The organism is Okeania sp. SIO2C9 (genome assembly GCF_010672455.1).
GTDB lineage: Bacteria > Cyanobacteriota > Cyanobacteriia > Cyanobacteriales > Microcoleaceae > Okeania.
This window is the reverse complement of sequence record NZ_JAAHGO010000074.1, coordinates 25,602-43,179: the sequence shown is the minus strand read 5'-3', so window position 1 is coordinate 43,179 and position 17,578 is coordinate 25,602. Positions and strand designations below refer to the sequence as shown.

Here is a 17,578-nt window from a genome sequence, read left to right as displayed (position 1 = left end):
CGGAACTTGGATCGATGATCCTAACGCTTCGGGAAATTCTGGCACTACTGAGGTTGGAGAAATCCTGTCTCAGCAACCAGGGTCGTAGAACGAAGAATCCTCCGCGCTTCAGCCGGAGGAGTGTCAAATCTTTATTCCTTTTCTGTTGCTATTAGAGATTACAGAATTTATTGATATCTTTTTGCTAATCAATCCAATTTTTTTGAGGAGGATAGTAATGAGTAACTTTGTTGCTATGTTAGTTAGGAAGAAGACTAGGATTTTTGCTTTAGTAAGCACCTTGATGATTTTGCTAATTGCTGGCTTGTCATTTCTTGCTTCACCTGCAATGGGAATAAAAGGGACAGCGATGTACTTCAATCAGGGTTCCGGGAGGAATGAATGGGTAATTAATGCTCCAGGCGATCATGGGGGAAAGATGCTTCGCTATGGATTGTTCCTAAAGTAAATGGAGGTTATCAATTTACAAATCTAGGAGCTTCTTTTCGGGCAAACGGAAACCTGATACTAAAAGGTAGTCTTTCTCAAGGTTCATCCAAAGAATTAAAAGAAAATGTTGCCAATCTATCTAGTCAAGAGGCAATTGATATTTTAGCAGACCTTAACCCAGTCAAATACAATTACATTGCTGATGGTAGTAAAACTCTGAATGCTGGTTTTATTGCTGAAGAGGTTCCAGATTTAATCAGCGCTGACGAACACTATGGATGTTATTGCAGTTTTAACTAAGGTTGTTAAACAGCAGCAAGAAGAACTCAAAACCTTGCAAGAAGAAATTCAATTGCTCAAACAAACAAAATAACAACAACACTCCAGTACAAATAAACTAAATATACTTTGGGGGTTTTCCCATTTGAAGATAGCTTGATGCCAAGATTATGTTTGATTAAAGCCTGTTTCTCATATTTCGGAAACAGGCTTTTTTGGTTTTTTCCAAATTAGCAAAAAAGTAGATTAGCAAACAAATATAGAAAAATCACCCTTTTACACAAACAACTTGTTTAAGAGTTGCCACAACTTCTACTAAGTCAATTTGCTGCTTCATTACTTCTTCAATAGACTTATAAGCACCAGGAATTTCATCAATCACACCACCATCTTTCCGACATTCTACTCCTTCAGTTTGCTTAACTAAATCATCTAAAGAAAAACTCTTTTTAGCTTTAGTTCGAGACATTAATCTGCCTGCGCCATGACTACAGCTACAATAACTTTCATGGTTTCCTTTGCCTTTGACAATGAAAGATTTTGCTCCCATTGAACCAGGTATAATTCCATAATCTTCTTCTTGTGCTCGCACAGCACCTTTACGAGTTACCGAAAAATTGGGTTTAAAGCCTTGCCCTTTTAGGGCAACTTTATGTTATACTTATAAAAGCGGCAAAGGTATTCAACCGCTCTAAAAACCTAGCTACTAATCGTAGCAAACTAGCACCTTGAAAACTAGAGTTAGGAGGTTTTGCACAGGAATGCTTGTGCATGGAAAAGCTCTAAGCAACAAGTATCAGAGAACCAGAGTTTTTTTAAGGTTTAAACTGTACCGTAGGGCATACGGGAACAGGCTCTTGAAATAGAGCGAACGCTTGGGGAGAGAACCATCTCTGGACTAGATGCCGTAAGGTGTTTAGTTTAAGTGGACTCATTGAACCAAGAATCCTGGTTTCAGGAGAATCCCCGTGCGTTTACGCCGGGGAGTATGTCAAATAAACTTCCTCGCCAAAATGTACTTCTTTTTCTGCATAATTGTGATGACAGTTCACATTTAATAGTGGTTTTGTTGGTTTACCACCTGCTAAATGCTTTTCAACAATTCGCTTAAAACGAGCCATCATTACATCTTGATTAAACCGAGCATAATTTTGTGCCCATTGTAGATCGCGCCAGTAAGCTGCAAATTCTGGTGTTCCAGTGACAAAATAGGCTAAATCTAAATCTGGTAATTTTGTATCTGCCAGTTTTGCTAATTCCTTGGCAGTGTTAATATGACATTGAGCTAGTTTATTTCCAATGTGACGAGAACCTGAGTGTAGCATTCACCAAACATTGTTTTCTGTATCCAGACAAAGTTCAATGAAGTGGTTGCCTCCACCAAGAGTTCCCATTTGTTTGAGAGCTTTACTTTCTAGATTTTTGACTCCTGGATGTAACTCTTTGAAGTTTTTCCAGCGCTGCCAGTTGGTGAGAGATTTTTCGATTTCTTTGTTGTCAGAAAATCCTACAGGAATAGCTGCTTCAATATCTTGTCGGATTTTTTTGAGTTTGCCTTCTAGTTGGTCGGCAACAAAAGGCATTTTTATTGCGCACATTCCGCAACCAATATCTACACCCACAGCAGCAGGAATAATTGCTTCTTTTGTGGCAATTACAGAACCTACTAATGCACCTTTGCCTAAATGCACGTCTGGCATTAGGGCAACGTGCTTGAAAACAAATGGCAGGGATGCTACATTTTTGGCCATTTGATGTTCTTGATTTTCTAGGGGATGATTTGCCCAAGATAATACAGGTTTTGGGGTTGAAAGTTTTAGTTTTTCGTATGGCATATTTGATTTTAAGTTACTATTGCTTGTCTATATATACTACATAATACAATGTATTATAAAAGGATTACGGAATGTAGTTCAACAATTAATAATTAATAATTAGGGCTTGCTGATTAATTCTCAAAGCATTTACAGATAAAAGCTTCAGCTTTTTTATACTGAAAAAAAGTGCAACTTTTTCAGCTTGAGCTACCAAAAAGTTAGGATTTTGGGCGCATAGTTGGGCAGAAAAATCTTTTTTACAATTGTTACTCCTACCTCCTATCTCAGTCCTTCCCATCCTGGGAGTAGGGGTGGGTTTTCTCCTACCCGTACTAAAAGACTTTTGAGCGCAAACCCTAATTAATAATTAATAATTGAAAACGCTCAAAAAGCTAGTATTTTGAGCTGACTATGGCAGAAAAATCATTCTTACAATTGTTACTCCTACCTCTTCTAATGCCAATTCCCAAAAATAATGCTATACTTCCCATGGTACTTCAGTTATTAAGTAATAATAATGGTTGAATCATGTTTGTAAGGATTATCGGCATTAAACCAAGATATCTCATTTCTTTTCACCCTACTCCCTACTCTCAAGGAGATGTAGCAAGACTTTTGAGATTTGGTATAAATTCCCATTTATCCTGACTCCTGACTTCTGACTCCTCCCCCTGCTAAAAGACTAGTGAAGCGCAAACGCTAATTAGTTAGATAAAGCGATGAGGAGATAACTGCTTGATGATTTCATCATTTTCTCCGACTATATAATTAGCGAATCTTTTAGCTAGGGGAGGTACAAATGCAAACGGACTACTGAACCCAGAAAAAATATGTATCCCTTCTAGATTAGGAATAGCTCCGATGAGGGGTAAGTCGTCAGCACTGTATGCTACTAAGCAGTGATACCAGGTTGCAGGTAAATTTTCTAATGCAGGTAAAACTTTTCCGATCTCTGCTCGCATAGCAACTTCACTTTGAGCAGGATCGACTTTAGCGTGGGGGTCAGTGAGTACGCGGGAAATTTGACCTATTCTGATGCTACCGTTGTTAAATTGAACTGCGCCAGCATCCAAGCTGAATGGCACAAACTCGTGACCAGGTTCATCCCACATTTGCTCAAACTCAACTGTACTTGTAGCAGCTTCACAATTTAAACGTTTTTGTACTGCTGTTAAAACGGTAGTATTTAGTTGCAATTCCACAGGAGGAATTTCTAACATCTCGGCATGGGTGAAGTAAACACGGGTGGGGATGCCTGCTGATTTTAGGAAGTAACGAGAAATTCCACCTGCACAAATAACAACATTAGCAGCGTGATAAGTTTGACCTTTGGTGTACACTCCGGTTATGCGTTCGTGGTACGGATGGGTCGCATTATCGCCAGTTTTGACTAACCCAGTTACCTCTGCAATTTCAATTTGACCTCCTAACCTGGTAAATGCTTGAGAGTATCCTAAAGTTATAGCTTCTGGAGAAACATGACCGTTACGAACAGTTAAAGCTCCTGCGATCGCCTCTTTATTGAGTAAGGGTTCCATTTCACAGGCTTCTTCGACACTCATTAGACGAGGTACAATATTACACTGGGAGAAATTAGTAGCTATTTTTTCTGGGTCATATTCGGTGGCGATGGTTAGCAATAAATCTAACTCTCGAAATTGGGTATCTGCTTCCAACTCTTCAGATAAATAATGATGATGTTCTTTTGCTTCCTGAAAAAGTTGATTGGTCAAATCTGTAGTACCAGACCAGTAGGGTAAAATAGCATAACTATAACGAGTTGCACCTTTTAAAGTAGGGTATTTTTCCAACAGGAGTACGGTCAAACCTTTTTTTGCCAATTCATAACTGAGAGCTGCTCCTGTTATTCCGCCACCAACTACAATCCAATCGTAACTTTTCATAAACGATTTACTCTAACATTTTCCTGATATAATAATAGGTATTTAACTAATAACAAAATATTTAGATTATTTAGGCAAATAATTATGCAGTTTTTGAATCAGTTATTCAGCATAAATACTAGACTAAAAAAGCCAATTTATGGGTTGATAATTATATTCCTATCAAGTATAACTTTACCTAGTCTTAGCCTAGCACAATTGCCTCGTTTTGATTCTCAACCTTTAAAACAACCTTCACCAGAAAAACCGTCTTCGACTGTATCACCATCAAATACTGTTCAAACTCAGCCTGGTCAACCCTCAAAACAACCTTCACCAGAAAAACCGTCTTCGACTGTATCACCATCAAATACTGTTCAAAATCAGCCGAGTCAACCCTCAAAACAATTAATTATTCATGACTCTACAGCTCCTTTACCTGGAGCAAGACAATTGCCTATTGGAATTATTAAACCTGTAAATGGTTTGGTCAATATCAAACTTGCAAATAATACTGCTGCTACAATTTCCTATGAGATAATTGGAGATACTACACAACGCCAGTTGTCAGGAAAGTCTGAAGTGATTTTAAGGAAATTAAAAGTTCCTATCAATATTACTTTTTATCGGGATAAGGGAGGTTTTTTATTGATACAACCCCAGTTTATTGTTGAAAATGGTCTTTTAAAGTTAACTATGACTGAGACTAATAATTTTAATTTGGATAAATCTAGTTTGTTAATTGAAGAAACTGGAAGTGTCTTTTTAAATTAGATAAGGTTTAAATTTTGACTTTTTTCAATTATTTTGTTTCTTGAATAAGTTTAATGATAAAAATCCTCAATGATTTGTTATAAAAAATAAACAGAAAATTACTAGATATTGATTAGTCTCTTGTATTCATATTTATAATCTGAAACTTCCAGATTAAGTAAATTATTGATGATAATTATCAATTATTTGACCTAGATAAATTAAATTTTTATCAATTAATAGAATTGCCAAAAATATTTGACTTTTTGTCTATAATTATAGACAATACCATAAGTGGTAGATAAACGGCTTTAGGCTTTCAAGCGCGATGTCTGCTTGAATTTCGTCCCTTATCTAGGTATTTAGTTAATATGTATAGCAATGATAGAGAAGATAAAGTTCGGATCGATTTTAAATTAGCTCGCGATAAATGGCAACGCTTCCAAGTAAAATGTAAGGAGAATGATTCTACAGCTTTTGAAGTTTTAAATTTGTTTATTAATCTTTATTTAGGAGAAGAAATAGATGGCGAACGAGGTATTTTGTCGCTTAGTTTGGAAACTAAAATTAATGTGGCAATAGGAAAGTATATTGGAAATAAATTGGATAGTTACATAGACAAATATATAGAAAAAAAATTGATTCAAGAAGTTAAAGAAATAGATGATGCTGAATATTTAGTAACTCCTAAGAAAAAAAAGGAATTACACAGTATAGAAAAAGAAAACCTTGTATTCAGGGATAAATATGAATATAAACAATCATCAATGACAACAGTTATCGAACAAAAAGAAATGACAAAAAGCTTGTTGAATGATGATGTTGAAGAATTAAAAACTGCGCGGGAATTAGGGAAAGTTTTAGGTTGTTCTCCTGCGTATATAACTACTCTTAATAGATTAGGCGATCTGGAACAAAGAGGATGGAAAGATTCTGGAAAAAGACAAGGTAAGGCTATTCTTTATCAGCGGATAACAACCTAATTAAGGTTTGCTGAAAAAGTATGAGTAGTAGGGCTTAGGAGACAGGAGACAGGAGACAGGAGACAGGAGGAATGGGAATGAGCGAGGAGGTAGAATTCAAGAATTAAGAATTAAGAATTAAGAATTTAGAATTACCTCTCCTTGAAAAGAAGAGGATTGAGTTAAAAGGAATTTTTTTCTTCTCTTGGTCGATTGGATATGGCGAGGAGACCTCGCCATCCCTCGACCGCTTTTTTCTCCATGAATGGAGAGGCTTTATACCTTAATTTTTCGGTAAGAATTGCCCTTCAATTTTTCTGTCATAATCATCCCAAAATACTAGCTTTTTGAGCCTTCTTAGCCGAAAACATAGTACTTTTTTTCAACCTAATAGGGCTGAAACTTTTATATGTGAATACTTTGATAGTTAATCAGCAAGCCCTAATTATTTTCTTGAGCAGGGGAGTGGGGGAGAGGGGGAGTAGGGAAGTAGTAAAAATAAGAATAATTAACAATAACTGGCGTGCTAATTATCAAAAAAGTAAAGTTATTCAGCCTGGGTTAATTACTTAATAGTTGAAGTATCACTTAAGCATAGCATTCTTTTTTCACATTAGTATCAGGTAAGATGGGGTATTAAACCCGCTACAGAAAAGATAAATTGACAACTGCTGATAATGATATAAGTAGAGATATTTTTACCGAATAATTAAGGTTTAAAGCCTCTCCTTTAAAGGAGAAACAAGCGGTCGAGGGATGGCGAGGTCTCCTCGCCATATTCAATCGACCAAGAGAGAAAAAATTTTCATGATTAGTCAATCCTCTTCTTTTCAAGGATGGGTAATTATTAATTATTAATTATTAATTATTAATTATTAATTATTAATTGTTGAAATACCTTGAGAAATAAAACCTGCCCAGTAGTAAGGATGAGTAAATGGAAGACTCTGTTGACAAAACCATGATAAGAGTTCTTTCTTTTGTTGTATTTTTTCTGAATTTTCGTGTTTCATGTATTGTTCTAGATATCTTTCTAGCTGCTTTTTATAACTACTAAGCTGAGTTCCTGTTAAATAACGAAGTTGATTTTGTGCTTTTTTCAATGCTTCCGAACAGCTATATTTTTGGCGATGTTGATAGTAGAAAATGCAAAATAATGCTGTAGCTAAATCTTCTACTAACCATAATGAACTAATTACATGACGGGCACCTGCACTAATAAAAGCACTAGCAAATGTGAGAATATCGTCAGAAATTTTAGTTTGATTGAGATTAATTTCGCAACTGGAAAGAAATACATCAAATAATTCTGGTAAACGCCAGGTAAAAACTTTGCTAAGAACTATATCTCCATCAAATAATTTTAGTTTTGATGCTAAGGGATTGACAATATTTAGTTGAGAAATGTGACTGGAATGCAGCACTTGTACTTGTTGAATAAAATTGTGGTAATTATTAATTTTTGCCTGACTATATTGCAGACGTTTTTGGGGAGAAATTAAGTACATATTTGCTAGAGTTTCACATTCATATCTTGTATAAAACTTATTTGTTATAGGAGTTTCCACAATTCCTATTTTGCGGGGATTATTAATTAGAGTTCGCTCTGAGCAATAATTAAGAATTTGACAACTAGGTAAAATTATTAAACGGAAATAATCACACAAATACTTTGTTTCTTTTTCTCTAGTAACTGGTAAAGCAGCGTAAGGTATTTGATGTAGATATAAATGGGGAATAATAATTAATTCTTTTATCTCATTCAGTTGTTCTATCGGTTGATTTAATTCTAATTTTTCTGATAATTCTGAAAGAAAAGCCTCCATTTGATTCTGCCATTCACTACTATTTTCTGCATGGAATTTCAACCAATTATCATGTATCCAAGTTTGTAATTTATCAATTCCCTCTCCTTGACAAATATGAACAGTAAGTTGCTGCTGAGTCAGAAGGAATATATAGGTATTATTTCTAGTTGAATAAAAATCTATAATGGCAGTTTTTCCATCCTTTACTAACTGCTGAATATCTGAAAAACTCAGATATGTAACTTGTAACTGTTCCGCTAGTACGCGATCGTTATTCCAAATTTTTTGCCAAATTCTTTGCTGTTTCTCTTTCAAAAAAGAAATCTTTTCTTGATTCTCTGCTTTAATTTCTTTGATGCTAAAGTTACTTCCCACTGTAATTGGTTTATTAATTCTAGTAGTATCAAAATTGAGATGATTAATTTGTTGTTGTAGATCATAATATTCTTCTACTTCTGCTGGTTTTTCCTCATTTTTATAAATATCGTTTATCATCATTAACTCTACTAAACGACGAGAACGAGAAGCTTCTACATATTCTAATGCTTGTTCATATTCCTCAATTTTGACATAACATTCTACTATGTTGCCATACATATAAATGGATTCGGCTAACATCTCTTTATAAGATATTTCGGTATTTGCCAAACTTTGAGTTATTTCTAGCAACTTAATTGCTACTTGATAACTTTCAATAGCAAGTTGCCAATTTTCCTTTTGAAATCCTAAATCGCCTAATCTACGATAAATTTCTAGACATTCAAGTGGAAAACTTTCTACAGTAAAAATATTTAATGCTTGTTGATAAGCTGTAATAGCTAATTCAATATTTTGATAAAAATCAGTAATATTTTCTATATCTTCTATATTTTCTCTGACTTTATAACTATAAGCATCGCCAAGATTTTTTTGAATAATTCCCCACCATAAAGCAAATTTTTCTGGATTAATAACTTGCAACACTTGTTGATAAACTGCAATTGATAATTCAATATTTTCGACTATTTCTGCGGTGTCTCGGTGGAGGTAAGCAGTGCCAAGATTTATGGAAATTATTACCCAATCTAATAGATGATCGATGGGAGTAATTTCTGTTAATGCTTGTTGATAAGCGGTAATAGCTAATTCAATATTTTTGCTTTTTTTTCCTGTGAATCTATTTAAGTAAGCAATGCCCAGATTTTTTTGAATATTTGCCCACTGGTAAGGTTGATTTTCCCTATTAATAATTTTTAATGCTTGCTGATAAGTTGCAATTGCTTGCTCAATATTTTCCTCTACATTGTCTGTCATTCTATTTAGATAAGCATTACCAAGATTGCTTTGAGTTACTGCCCAGTCTAGAGAATTTTCTTCCCGATCGATAATTTGTAATGCTTTTTGGTAAGCATCTATTGCTAATTCAATATTCTCGCCGATTTTTCCAGTAATTCTTGTTAAGTAGGTATTAGCTAAATTATTTTGAATAGTTGCCCATTGTTGGGGAGAATTTTCTTTGGTAATAATTTCCAATGCTTTTTGATAAGCGATTATTGATTGTTCAATATTTCTGGCTTTATCTCCTTCAATTCTATGACTATAAGCATTGCCTAAGTTACTTTGAATTATTGCCCAATCTTGGGGACTATCTTTTCTATCTATTACTTTTAATGCTGGTTGATAAATTTCTATTGCTTGCTCAATATTTACAGATTTATCTCCATAAATTCTGTTGAGATAAGCAGTGCCAAGATTGTTGATAATGCTTACCCAGTTATGAGTTTTAGAAGCATTATTGTATACGGTTAATGCTGTTTTATATCCCGTAATTGCTATTTCTAAATTATTTGCTTTATCCCCAAGAGTAAATTCTTGTATCTGGTTACTGAAGTTAACTATATCTGCAGCAATACTATGAGCTTCTTCTGGTTTAGTTTCTACTAAGGTTGAGGTTGCCCAAGTTTGTAAGGTTTCTACTAAACCTTGGTCTAGTTTGTTGAGGTTTTCTTGCAAAATAGGGTGAATAATTTGAGGATTGTTTTTGCTTTCGTGGGTTGCTTGTAATACCTGGGTTAAGAATTCTAAATATTCTAAAGGGGTTGCTGTTGCTGAGGTGTTTTCTGTAATTGAAATGTCTAATTTTTCTGAGAGTTCTACTGCAAAGGTGAGTAATAGTTCTTGAGTTTCCTGGTTCCCTTTTTCTGCTGATGTCTGTGCCATCATTATTATTGTTTGCAGTAATCCTTTATCTAGTAATTTTTGGTTAGTTGCTAGGATTTTATCCTTTCTTTCTGTGGGGCTATTTAACAGTTGTTGAATTAGATTTATATAGGCTTGGATGCGGTTTTGATTCATCTTTATATATACTTTTTGTCTACCTACTAATACTTAGGTAGTACAGTTAAGTGACTCTAAAATCCGTAGAATCTATTGTCATGCTTAAAACTTTTGGTTTGGGTTGACCTAGTGGGTGTATCAATATTGAATAAAAAGTCAAGTGTATAGGCGTAGTTACCCTTATAGAATAACTATATCATTATTTTCTGATTTTTCAGCGGATTACGATTTTTGTCGATTTTTTTTAAAATTAAAAATCAAAAATATATAAATATTATATTTGTTTGAATAATTATGAGAGGATAATTGTTCTGATCGTAATATCAAGTCTGGGAAAATAAGTAGGAATATTGTTCAATTAACTCAAATCAACTGTTTATCTGTTCATCTTTTGAGTCATCAGCTGTATGTCATTTCAGTTATCAGTTATCAGTTATCAGCACCTCGATTTTTCGGTAAAGACCATAACCAGATCCGATTGGTAAAGCAATTATTTCTGGTATAATAAAAGTTATACGTAAATATAGTCATATATAGTCAAATCATGTCAAATATCTTCGTTGATTTGTGCAAAAGAACTACTAAATATTTGACAAAATTTAATAACTCAAAGGCCATCTGTTTAATAGTATAATGAAATTGGCACGCTTAGTTCCAGACTAAATAATCATCTTTACAAGAAAGGTCAGAATAATCAAGTCACTTTCTCTGGAAAAAGAATCAAAAGAGGAATGCAATTGTACCGCAAGCATTGGATTAATTAATGAGTTACGTGAACGGTTCTCTAAATATTATGAAAAAAGCAGTCCCAAATGCATTTGACTATGGGATAGAGGGTTTTGTAGTTCACTAGCGTCAGAATAACACCTGCAAAATAAGTATATGTCATATTTGACTATATTTTTATGAACTATTTCATCAAAATGTAATTCTTTCAATTTTGACTCTAGAATTTCAAACTTCTCTAAATCTGCCTTAATCAATAAGTTATATTATTTCCGGTTGAATAGTTATAAATAAATAACTACGGAGTCCTCAGGAGTCAACCCACCCCTAACCCCTCCGGTGGAGGGGAACGACCGAGTCAGGAGGGAAGAAAAAAGAAGGAAGAGGAAGAACTGGAGTTGAAGGAGAAAGTTTTTTTATAACTAATTATCCGGAGATGATATTATAGAAATCTTTCTGAATATACCTCTCATTTTAAATTAGAAATTGAACGAACTGGAAATACAGCAGATTACAGGTAAAATGTTTGTAGTGCGGGCATCTTGCCCGCGACTGGTGTACCTTACTAATATGAAATACGCTGTATATTTACCAAATAATTAAGGTTTAAAGCCTCTCCTTTAAAGGAGAAACAAAAAAAAATTTTCATTATTAGTAAATCCTCTTCTTTTCAAGGATAGGTAATTGTTAATTATTAATTATTAATTATTAATTGTTGAAGCAAGGCACTTTTACCTCTATTAAAGATTTGGCAATTTACTTAGCTTTATCTAGATAAATAAATTTACTAAAACAACGCCGTAATTGCTTGTAGTTATAACTAGGGTTTGCTGATTAAATATCAAAGCATTGACTGATACTGGTTTCAGCTTTTTTTTTGCCTTTAATAAAGTGCAAGCTTTTCGGTCGCTCAAGCTCAAAAAGCAAGTATTTCGGAATGATTATGGCATAACAATCTTGGGACGATTCTTCTGACTACCTCCTCTATAATTCCCATTCCTCCTAACTCCTGTCTCCTGTCTCCTGTCTCCTGTCTCCTACAAAGAGCAAAAAGACTTTTGAGCGCAAACCCTAACTATATCTTTAACTATATTAACCTGTATATCTATCTTGTCAGTTAATCTTTCAAATCAAGAAAAATTGAGATTAATAAAAAACTGAATTATCTGGCAGTGGCAAAACTAAAATATAACCTTGTTGATTCTGGTAATGTTGTATTTACAAACTTTACTTTTTCTAGATTTGCTCCGATAAATGTTGCTTCATCCAAATTAGCTTCACTGAAATTAGCGTCATAAAGTTTACTCCAATTCAAATTTGCTCTGACTAAATAAGCTTGTGTTAAATTTGCTTTTGTTAAATCTGCACTATTTAATTTAATACTACGCATTAGAGCATTGCTGAAGTTAGCTGTTATTAAATTTGCTCCTTCTAAGTTTGCCCCATTTAACTTAGCTTCACTAAAGTTAACTCCATTCAAGTCTGCTCCACTCAAATCTATTCCATTCAGGTAAGCTTTTCTAAAATTAACTCCTGTCAGTTGAGCTGCAAATAGTTTAGCGGCCATTAATTTTGCGTCGTACAAATTAGCCCAATTAAGGTTAACACCCGTGAGATTAGATTCTCGTAGATTAGTGGATTCTAAAGTAGCACTACATAGGTTGGCACTCCATAAATTAGCTCCTGTCAGATTAGCTCCTGTTAAATTAGCTCCTGTCAGATTAGCTCTAGGAAGTTTTGATTTTATTAAAAAAGCTCCACTGAGATTAGCTTTGATCAGGTTAGCATCGGCCATTTTAGTTTCAGCCATTTTGGCAAAGCTCAGGTTAGCTCTATGTAATAATGCCTGATTGAGTTGAGTTTTCGTGAGGAATGCTCTACTTAGATTTGCTCCTGTTAAATTAGCTTTGGAGAGATTAACGCCTATTAGAATTGCTCCTCTTAAGTCAGCTCCAGCTAAATTCAGGCCACTAAAGTTTCTTTCTCCTTGTTCATATCGCTGGATCAGTTCTTGTTCTTTCATGGCTCTATATTTTCTGACCTTTAATGTAAGTTATTAAATATTTACTTAATATTTTATTATAGCTTTCTTAATTTAAGAAATAGGTTAATTGTATGAATAGGATAAAATTCACTATAAATTATACAGTGAGTCATTTTTTAAGTATCTTTCTATCAAAATTATCGCGACAATATCATCTACTGGTTTAGGTGGAATTCTCATTCCTAGAGGAATTAGACGAAAAATACCTTGAGGAGGATACATTTGCCAATAGCGATCGCGAGCTTCTAAGCTAGAATAACGTTCATCTATTTTGATGATTGGTACTGTTTTTGAAATGATTTTTGTGAGGGTTTGTTTCCAAGTTTTTGAGTGGGTTTGGTCGCCAATCACAATTAAATCAATGTCAAATTTTTGATTTAAGTTTTTGATTGTTGTGACAACTTCTAGAGATTCTATAACTTGGTGGTAGTGTAGTTGTTTTTTTCTATCCATAAGTGCAATACCACACTTTTGGCTACCTGGGTCAAATCCTAAAATCATGTTTGGATATCTTTATTTGCTGACTAGATTAATCTTTTTTATTGAGATTTTACTTTTTGTTGTAACTTTTCTCAGTTGCATAAATTAAGCAGTTAATAATTAACAGTTAATAATTACTTATACTGAAAATTATCGGATTGGCTAACAGTTTTTTTATACTAAATCTGATTACCGAATAATTAAGGTAAAAATCCTCTCTTTTAAAGGAGAAACAATGAATTAATTTTCCTTTTATTCAATCCTCTTCCTTTTAGGGAGAGGTAATTATCAATTATCCATTATTGAAAACAACCCCTTTATCGTAGTTAACCCAATTCCATATTATATAAAAAATTTTGTCTACTAAAATAAGGGTGTTATGGTAACCGGATTTAATATTATTTATTCTATAAAAAAAATGCTTTAAACCTTAATTATTAATTAGGGGTTGCTGAAAAAGTCTTTAGTAGGGGTAGGAGACAGGAGACAGGAGAAATGGGAATGAGCGAGTAGGTAGGAGTAAGAATTGCCCCTTGATTTTTCTGCCCAACTATGCACCTAAAATACGCTCAAAAAGGAGCATGAAGAGCTGAAAACCAGGCACTTTTTCAAGGTCCTAAAAAGGCTAAAGCCTTTATCTGTCAATGCTTTTAGTATTAATCAGCAAGCCCTAATTAATTCGGTAAAAAAAATGTAATTTTAGGCAGTAGATAAAAGGTAAGGTATAGCAGTCGAAGGAAAGGTAAGGACAGTTCAAAAATTTAAAACTCAGACAAAGTAATACTTTTCCTTCTTCCTTCTTCCTTCTTTCTTCTTCCTTCTGCTATAAAATGATATTATTAATCTTTTAATATTTTTTGACGCTCTATTTGTAATTGTTCAATTTCTTGTCTCAGGGTTTCTTTTTGTTGTAATATACTATTCAATTGGTTTTGAGTTAAATTAAGTTCAGCTTCAGTTCTAGCTTTTGCTTTTTGAACTTGCTTTAGTTCTTCTTGAGTACGGGTTTTTACTACTTGAACTTGATTTAATTGCTCTTTGGTTATTTGTAGTTGGAATTCTGTTTCTGCTTTTTGGACTAAAGCTTTATCCAAAGACTGATTAACTTGATTCAACTTAGTTAGAGCTAATTCTAAATCAGTTCTTACTTTTTGTAATTCATTTTTGATTCGGGTGGTTTCAAGTTCCGCTTTTGTCACTTCCTTGCGAGTTTCATTAAGTTTGGTTTGGATTTCATCTATTCTGAAAACACCCTTTCTTAATGGTTTGCTAGTTGCAAATAGGATAGCTAAAGTTAAAGCTGAAAGAATACTGCCAGTGACCATAGTAACCAATGCGGCAGTATCCCGCGGCCTAAGATTAAAAAGTCGTAGTCTTGCTTTACCTACCTTTGTACCCAGGCGATCGCTAATAGTAGCGATTACACCGCCTAACACCAGAATTACTAATACTAGGATAACACCGGCGGTCATTAATGGCTGCTGGTAGTAATTTAATTTTGAGGTTGCCTTCAGTTTATTGTCTCAGACTATATGCCTAATATTAAAAATTATAGACAGTAATTATTTATTTGACTAGCTATTAAATATAAAATTCTCTGGTTTCTATAAGGCAATCTCTTTACTTAATTAATATTTTCAGAGATAATATTATTTTATCCTCAGATTGCCATTATAAAATTTTTTGAGTGTACCCTTAGCAATTATTTCATCTTGATTTTTACAAAAAAAACGTGCAGTTGAAAGCCAAGTGGCTTTAGCCCTTGGATGAAAACAAGTTTTGGGTATTATTTCCCAAGTATCCCAAAATGTGGAATAATACTAATGAATACGAGTAGGAACAAGGTTTGTCCCATAGACTCAATGCTTGTCGGGGTGAAACTCCCGCCAGTAAGAAACTAGTAGCACTGTTCTATCAAGACGCTTGGCACAGGCAAGTAGGCAGCAGAGATAGGGATTTATGGCTCTGACTTGAGTAAAACCACTCTGAAAATCAAACTAAAAAAGTAAAGGCAATGTGTGTGGCATTTTTGTCAGCATATCTGAGTCTGTAGGTGGTTTTTGACTGCTACCACTGGGAAGATTAAGTCCAGTGACAGCTAGTAGGTGTGACGAATCGTGTTTTTAAAACGATTTTGAACAACTCCTTGGAATCACCCGTACTTCAGTCGGGTGAGAAGTCAAAGATATTTGTGTCTGTAAATCAGGTAAATTGTTGACTTAAAGCCACTGGGTTATGTACTGTAATTTTCTTTTTGTGAATAGATATCATTCCATCTTGCCGAAGGTCTCCAAGCAGACGAGTAACTGTCACCCTTGTTGACCCAATTGCTTCTGCAATTGCTTGGTGAGACAATTTAAGGTCTATAGTAATCCCATCTTTGCTAGGAACTCCAAAATCTCGACAAAGGATTAACAAAAAGCTAACCAGTCTAGACCCCATATCCCGGTGTGCCAAAGTTTCAATCATCATCTCTGTCTGTAAGATTCGAGATGAAAGTCCACGTAATAAAACAACTGACAAATCTGGATCTTCTCTGAGAGCTTTCTCCACCTGGTCAATTGGCACAGATATTAATTCTACAGGGGTAAAAGCCACTGCATGGTAGAAACGGTCAGACTTATGGCCTGTAATTAGAGACAATACTCCAAATACACTATTTTCCCTGAGTAAGGCCACTGTAATTTCATCTCCTGCTTCATACACCCTCGATAGCTTCACTGCGCCTTTAATGAGAACGTAGACGCGCTCTGCAGGGTCTCCTGGAAAAAATATTGTCTTGCCCCGTTCAAAAGTTTCTACAACTGGCGGATATGACCCACCAGATATATTACGGAACACTGCTGCTAGCGGTCTATCATGCGTCACGACCAATTTCCTTACTCTCTAATAACTAACTAAACGTCTCTTAACCTTAATAGCTCAGTTCCTGAAATATACTATTAATTTTCAACATATTGCTATATATATATTTAATACTTACTTGACTTTTATATTCATATATATTAGGGCAGTGAAACCGAGAAATTCAATTTCTCATTATGGCCATAGGTGCTAATATTATCTATAAATTTGCCTGATGTCAAAGATGCTATGTATTATAGCGTCTAAGTATGAAATTAAATTTTAGACTTTTTATTTGATTGAAAATTTTACTATAGTTTCTCAATAAATCAAGGTATTATGTTAGATTTAACAGGAAAAAATGCTCTGGTAACAGGTATTGCGAATAATCGTTCTATTGCGTGGGGAATTGCTCAACAACTCCACAAAGCTGGGGCAAATTTGGGTGTCACTTTTTTACCGGACGATAAGGGTAGATTTGAAAAGAAGGTTTGGGAATTGGTAGAACCTTTGAGTCCTTCTTTATATTTACCTTGTAATGTTCAGGACGACGAACAGGTGAAGGCTACTTTTGCCCAAGCAGGGGAAAAGTGGGGTAAGTTGGATATTTTGATTCATTGTTTGGCCTTTGCTGGTAAGGATGAATTGTCTGGGGATTTTAGTAATACTACTCGTGAAGGTTTTACTCGTGCTTTGGAAATTAGTTCTTATTCTCTGATTGATTTGAGTTCTCAGGCGAAGGAACTGATGACCGAGGGAGGAAGTATTGTCACTCTGACTTATTTAGGGGGTGTGCGGGTAGTTCCTAATTATAACGTGATGGGCATTGCTAAGTCTGCTTTGGAGATGAATGTTCGTTATTTGGCTGCGGAACTTGGCCAGAAAAATATTCGGGTAAATGCTATCTCTGCTGGTCCAATTAAAACCTTGGCTTCTTCGGCAGTGGGTGGTATTAAGGATATGATTCATCATGTGGAACAAATAGCTCCATTGCATCGGACTGTGACTCAAATTGAAGTTGGTAATACTGCTGCTTTTCTGTGTAGCGATCTGGCGAGTGGCATTACTGGTCAGGTTATCTATGTGGATGCTGGTTATGCAATTATGGGAATGTAATCAGAATTTAGAATTTAGAATTTAGAATTTAGAATTTAGAATTTAGAATTCAGAATTCAGAATTTAGAAATGACTTACAGGAGATTGGAAGTATATGAAGTACAGATATTAACGAGGGAAT

General features: G+C 34.6%; 14 protein-coding genes and 1 pseudogene. 6 read left to right on the top strand and 9 right to left on the bottom strand.

The window, feature by feature from the left end; genetic code table 11:
• The first annotated feature begins 217 nt into the window (after nucleotides 1–217).
• On the top strand, nucleotides 218–448 hold the full coding sequence (locus F6K23_RS32830; protein ID WP_293164064.1) for a hypothetical protein: 231 nt from the start codon (nucleotides 218–220) through the stop codon (nucleotides 446–448).
• Nucleotides 433–729 carry a tail fiber domain-containing protein gene (locus tag F6K23_RS42405; RefSeq protein ID WP_367267893.1) on the top strand — a complete coding sequence of 99 codons (297 nt, stop codon included), beginning with the start codon at nucleotides 433–435 and terminating at the stop codon, nucleotides 727–729. The genes F6K23_RS32830 and F6K23_RS42405 overlap by 16 nt, the downstream gene beginning before the upstream one ends.
• 247 nt (nucleotides 730–976) lie before the next feature.
• On the opposite strand, the pseudogene F6K23_RS32825 reads toward F6K23_RS42405, so the two are convergent.
• The 4 genes and pseudogenes from F6K23_RS32825 to F6K23_RS32815 form a co-directional block, all read right to left on the bottom strand.
• Nucleotides 977–1,318, bottom strand: a pseudogene (locus F6K23_RS32825) (RtcB family protein); the annotation flags it as partial.
• Nucleotides 1,319–1,682: 364 nt separating this feature from the next.
• Entirely contained in the window at nucleotides 1,683–2,033 is a 351-nt protein-coding gene (locus tag F6K23_RS42400; RefSeq protein WP_367267892.1) for an RtcB family protein, read from the bottom strand.
• The gene (locus F6K23_RS42395) at nucleotides 2,034–2,543 is read right to left on the bottom strand and encodes an RtcB family protein (protein ID WP_367267891.1); all 510 of its coding nucleotides are present in this window, start codon (nucleotides 2,541–2,543) and stop codon (nucleotides 2,034–2,036) included. It lies immediately after the preceding gene.
• Between the two features lie 689 nt (nucleotides 2,544–3,232).
• Nucleotides 3,233–4,429 (bottom strand): FAD-binding oxidoreductase, encoded by a 1,197-nt coding sequence (locus F6K23_RS32815; protein ID WP_293164062.1) that lies wholly within the window; start codon nucleotides 4,427–4,429, stop codon nucleotides 3,233–3,235.
• A gap of 84 nt (nucleotides 4,430–4,513) precedes the next feature.
• Here F6K23_RS32815 and F6K23_RS32810 point away from each other — a divergent pair, with 84 nt between their 5' ends.
• The 3 genes from F6K23_RS32810 to F6K23_RS32800 all read left to right on the top strand — a co-directional run bounded on the left by F6K23_RS32810 (nucleotide 4,514) and on the right by F6K23_RS32800 (nucleotide 6,696).
• Nucleotides 4,514–5,182, top strand: coding sequence for a hypothetical protein (locus tag F6K23_RS32810; protein WP_293164059.1), 669 nt, complete (start codon nucleotides 4,514–4,516; stop codon nucleotides 5,180–5,182).
• 350 nt (nucleotides 5,183–5,532) lie between these two features.
• Nucleotides 5,533–6,144, top strand: a complete 612-nt coding sequence (locus F6K23_RS32805; RefSeq protein ID WP_293164056.1) for a hypothetical protein — start codon at nucleotides 5,533–5,535, stop codon at nucleotides 6,142–6,144.
• Between the two features lie 390 nt (nucleotides 6,145–6,534).
• Nucleotides 6,535–6,696, top strand: coding sequence for a hypothetical protein (locus F6K23_RS32800; protein WP_293164053.1), 162 nt, complete (start codon nucleotides 6,535–6,537; stop codon nucleotides 6,694–6,696).
• A 302-nt stretch (nucleotides 6,697–6,998) separates the two neighbouring features.
• On the opposite strand, the gene F6K23_RS32795 is transcribed toward F6K23_RS32800, so the two are convergent.
• The 5 genes from F6K23_RS32795 to ntcA all read right to left on the bottom strand — a co-directional run bounded on the left by F6K23_RS32795 (nucleotide 6,999) and on the right by ntcA (nucleotide 16,371).
• The gene (locus tag F6K23_RS32795; RefSeq protein ID WP_293164050.1) at nucleotides 6,999–10,265 is read right to left on the bottom strand and encodes a CHAT domain-containing protein; all 3,267 of its coding nucleotides are present in this window, start codon (nucleotides 10,263–10,265) and stop codon (nucleotides 6,999–7,001) included.
• Between the two features lie 1,870 nt (nucleotides 10,266–12,135).
• Entirely contained in the window at nucleotides 12,136–12,996 is an 861-nt protein-coding gene (locus tag F6K23_RS32790; RefSeq protein ID WP_293164047.1) for a pentapeptide repeat-containing protein, read from the bottom strand.
• Between the two features lie 111 nt (nucleotides 12,997–13,107).
• Nucleotides 13,108–13,518, bottom strand: coding sequence for a pre-16S rRNA-processing nuclease YqgF (locus F6K23_RS32785; RefSeq protein ID WP_293164044.1), 411 nt, complete (start codon nucleotides 13,516–13,518; stop codon nucleotides 13,108–13,110).
• A gap of 818 nt (nucleotides 13,519–14,336) precedes the next feature.
• Nucleotides 14,337–14,969, bottom strand: coding sequence for a DUF3084 domain-containing protein (locus tag F6K23_RS32780; RefSeq protein WP_293164041.1), 633 nt, complete (start codon nucleotides 14,967–14,969; stop codon nucleotides 14,337–14,339).
• A 730-nt stretch (nucleotides 14,970–15,699) separates the two neighbouring features.
• The gene (ntcA, locus tag F6K23_RS32775) at nucleotides 15,700–16,371 is read right to left on the bottom strand and encodes a global nitrogen regulator NtcA (protein WP_124146907.1); all 672 of its coding nucleotides are present in this window, start codon (nucleotides 16,369–16,371) and stop codon (nucleotides 15,700–15,702) included.
• 309 nt (nucleotides 16,372–16,680) lie between these two features.
• Here ntcA and fabI point away from each other — a divergent pair, with 309 nt between their 5' ends.
• Nucleotides 16,681–17,457 (top strand): enoyl-ACP reductase FabI, encoded by a 777-nt coding sequence (fabI, locus tag F6K23_RS32770; protein ID WP_293164038.1) that lies wholly within the window; start codon nucleotides 16,681–16,683, stop codon nucleotides 17,455–17,457.
• Nucleotides 17,458–17,578: the final 121 nt, after the last annotated feature.

Coding starts and splice junctions, on each gene's coding strand:
- F6K23_RS32830 (WP_293164064.1), top strand. CDS start 218: ATGAGTAACTTTGTTGCTATGTTAGTTAGGAAGAAGACTAGGATTTTT.
- F6K23_RS42400 (WP_367267892.1), bottom strand. CDS start 2,033: ATGCTACACTCAGGTTCTCGTCACATTGGAAATAAACTAGCTCAATGT.
- F6K23_RS42395 (WP_367267891.1), bottom strand. CDS start 2,543: ATGCCATACGAAAAACTAAAACTTTCAACCCCAAAACCTGTATTATCT.
- F6K23_RS32815 (WP_293164062.1), bottom strand. CDS start 4,429: ATGAAAAGTTACGATTGGATTGTAGTTGGTGGCGGAATAACAGGAGCA.
- F6K23_RS32810 (WP_293164059.1), top strand. CDS start 4,514: ATGCAGTTTTTGAATCAGTTATTCAGCATAAATACTAGACTAAAAAAG.
- F6K23_RS32805 (WP_293164056.1), top strand. CDS start 5,533: ATGTATAGCAATGATAGAGAAGATAAAGTTCGGATCGATTTTAAATTA.
- F6K23_RS32795 (WP_293164050.1), bottom strand. CDS start 10,265: ATGAATCAAAACCGCATCCAAGCCTATATAAATCTAATTCAACAACTG.
- F6K23_RS32790 (WP_293164047.1), bottom strand. CDS start 12,996: ATGAAAGAACAAGAACTGATCCAGCGATATGAACAAGGAGAAAGAAAC.
- F6K23_RS32785 (WP_293164044.1), bottom strand. CDS start 13,518: ATGATTTTAGGATTTGACCCAGGTAGCCAAAAGTGTGGTATTGCACTT.
- F6K23_RS32780 (WP_293164041.1), bottom strand. CDS start 14,969: ATGACCGCCGGTGTTATCCTAGTATTAGTAATTCTGGTGTTAGGCGGT.
- fabI (WP_293164038.1), top strand. CDS start 16,681: ATGTTAGATTTAACAGGAAAAAATGCTCTGGTAACAGGTATTGCGAAT.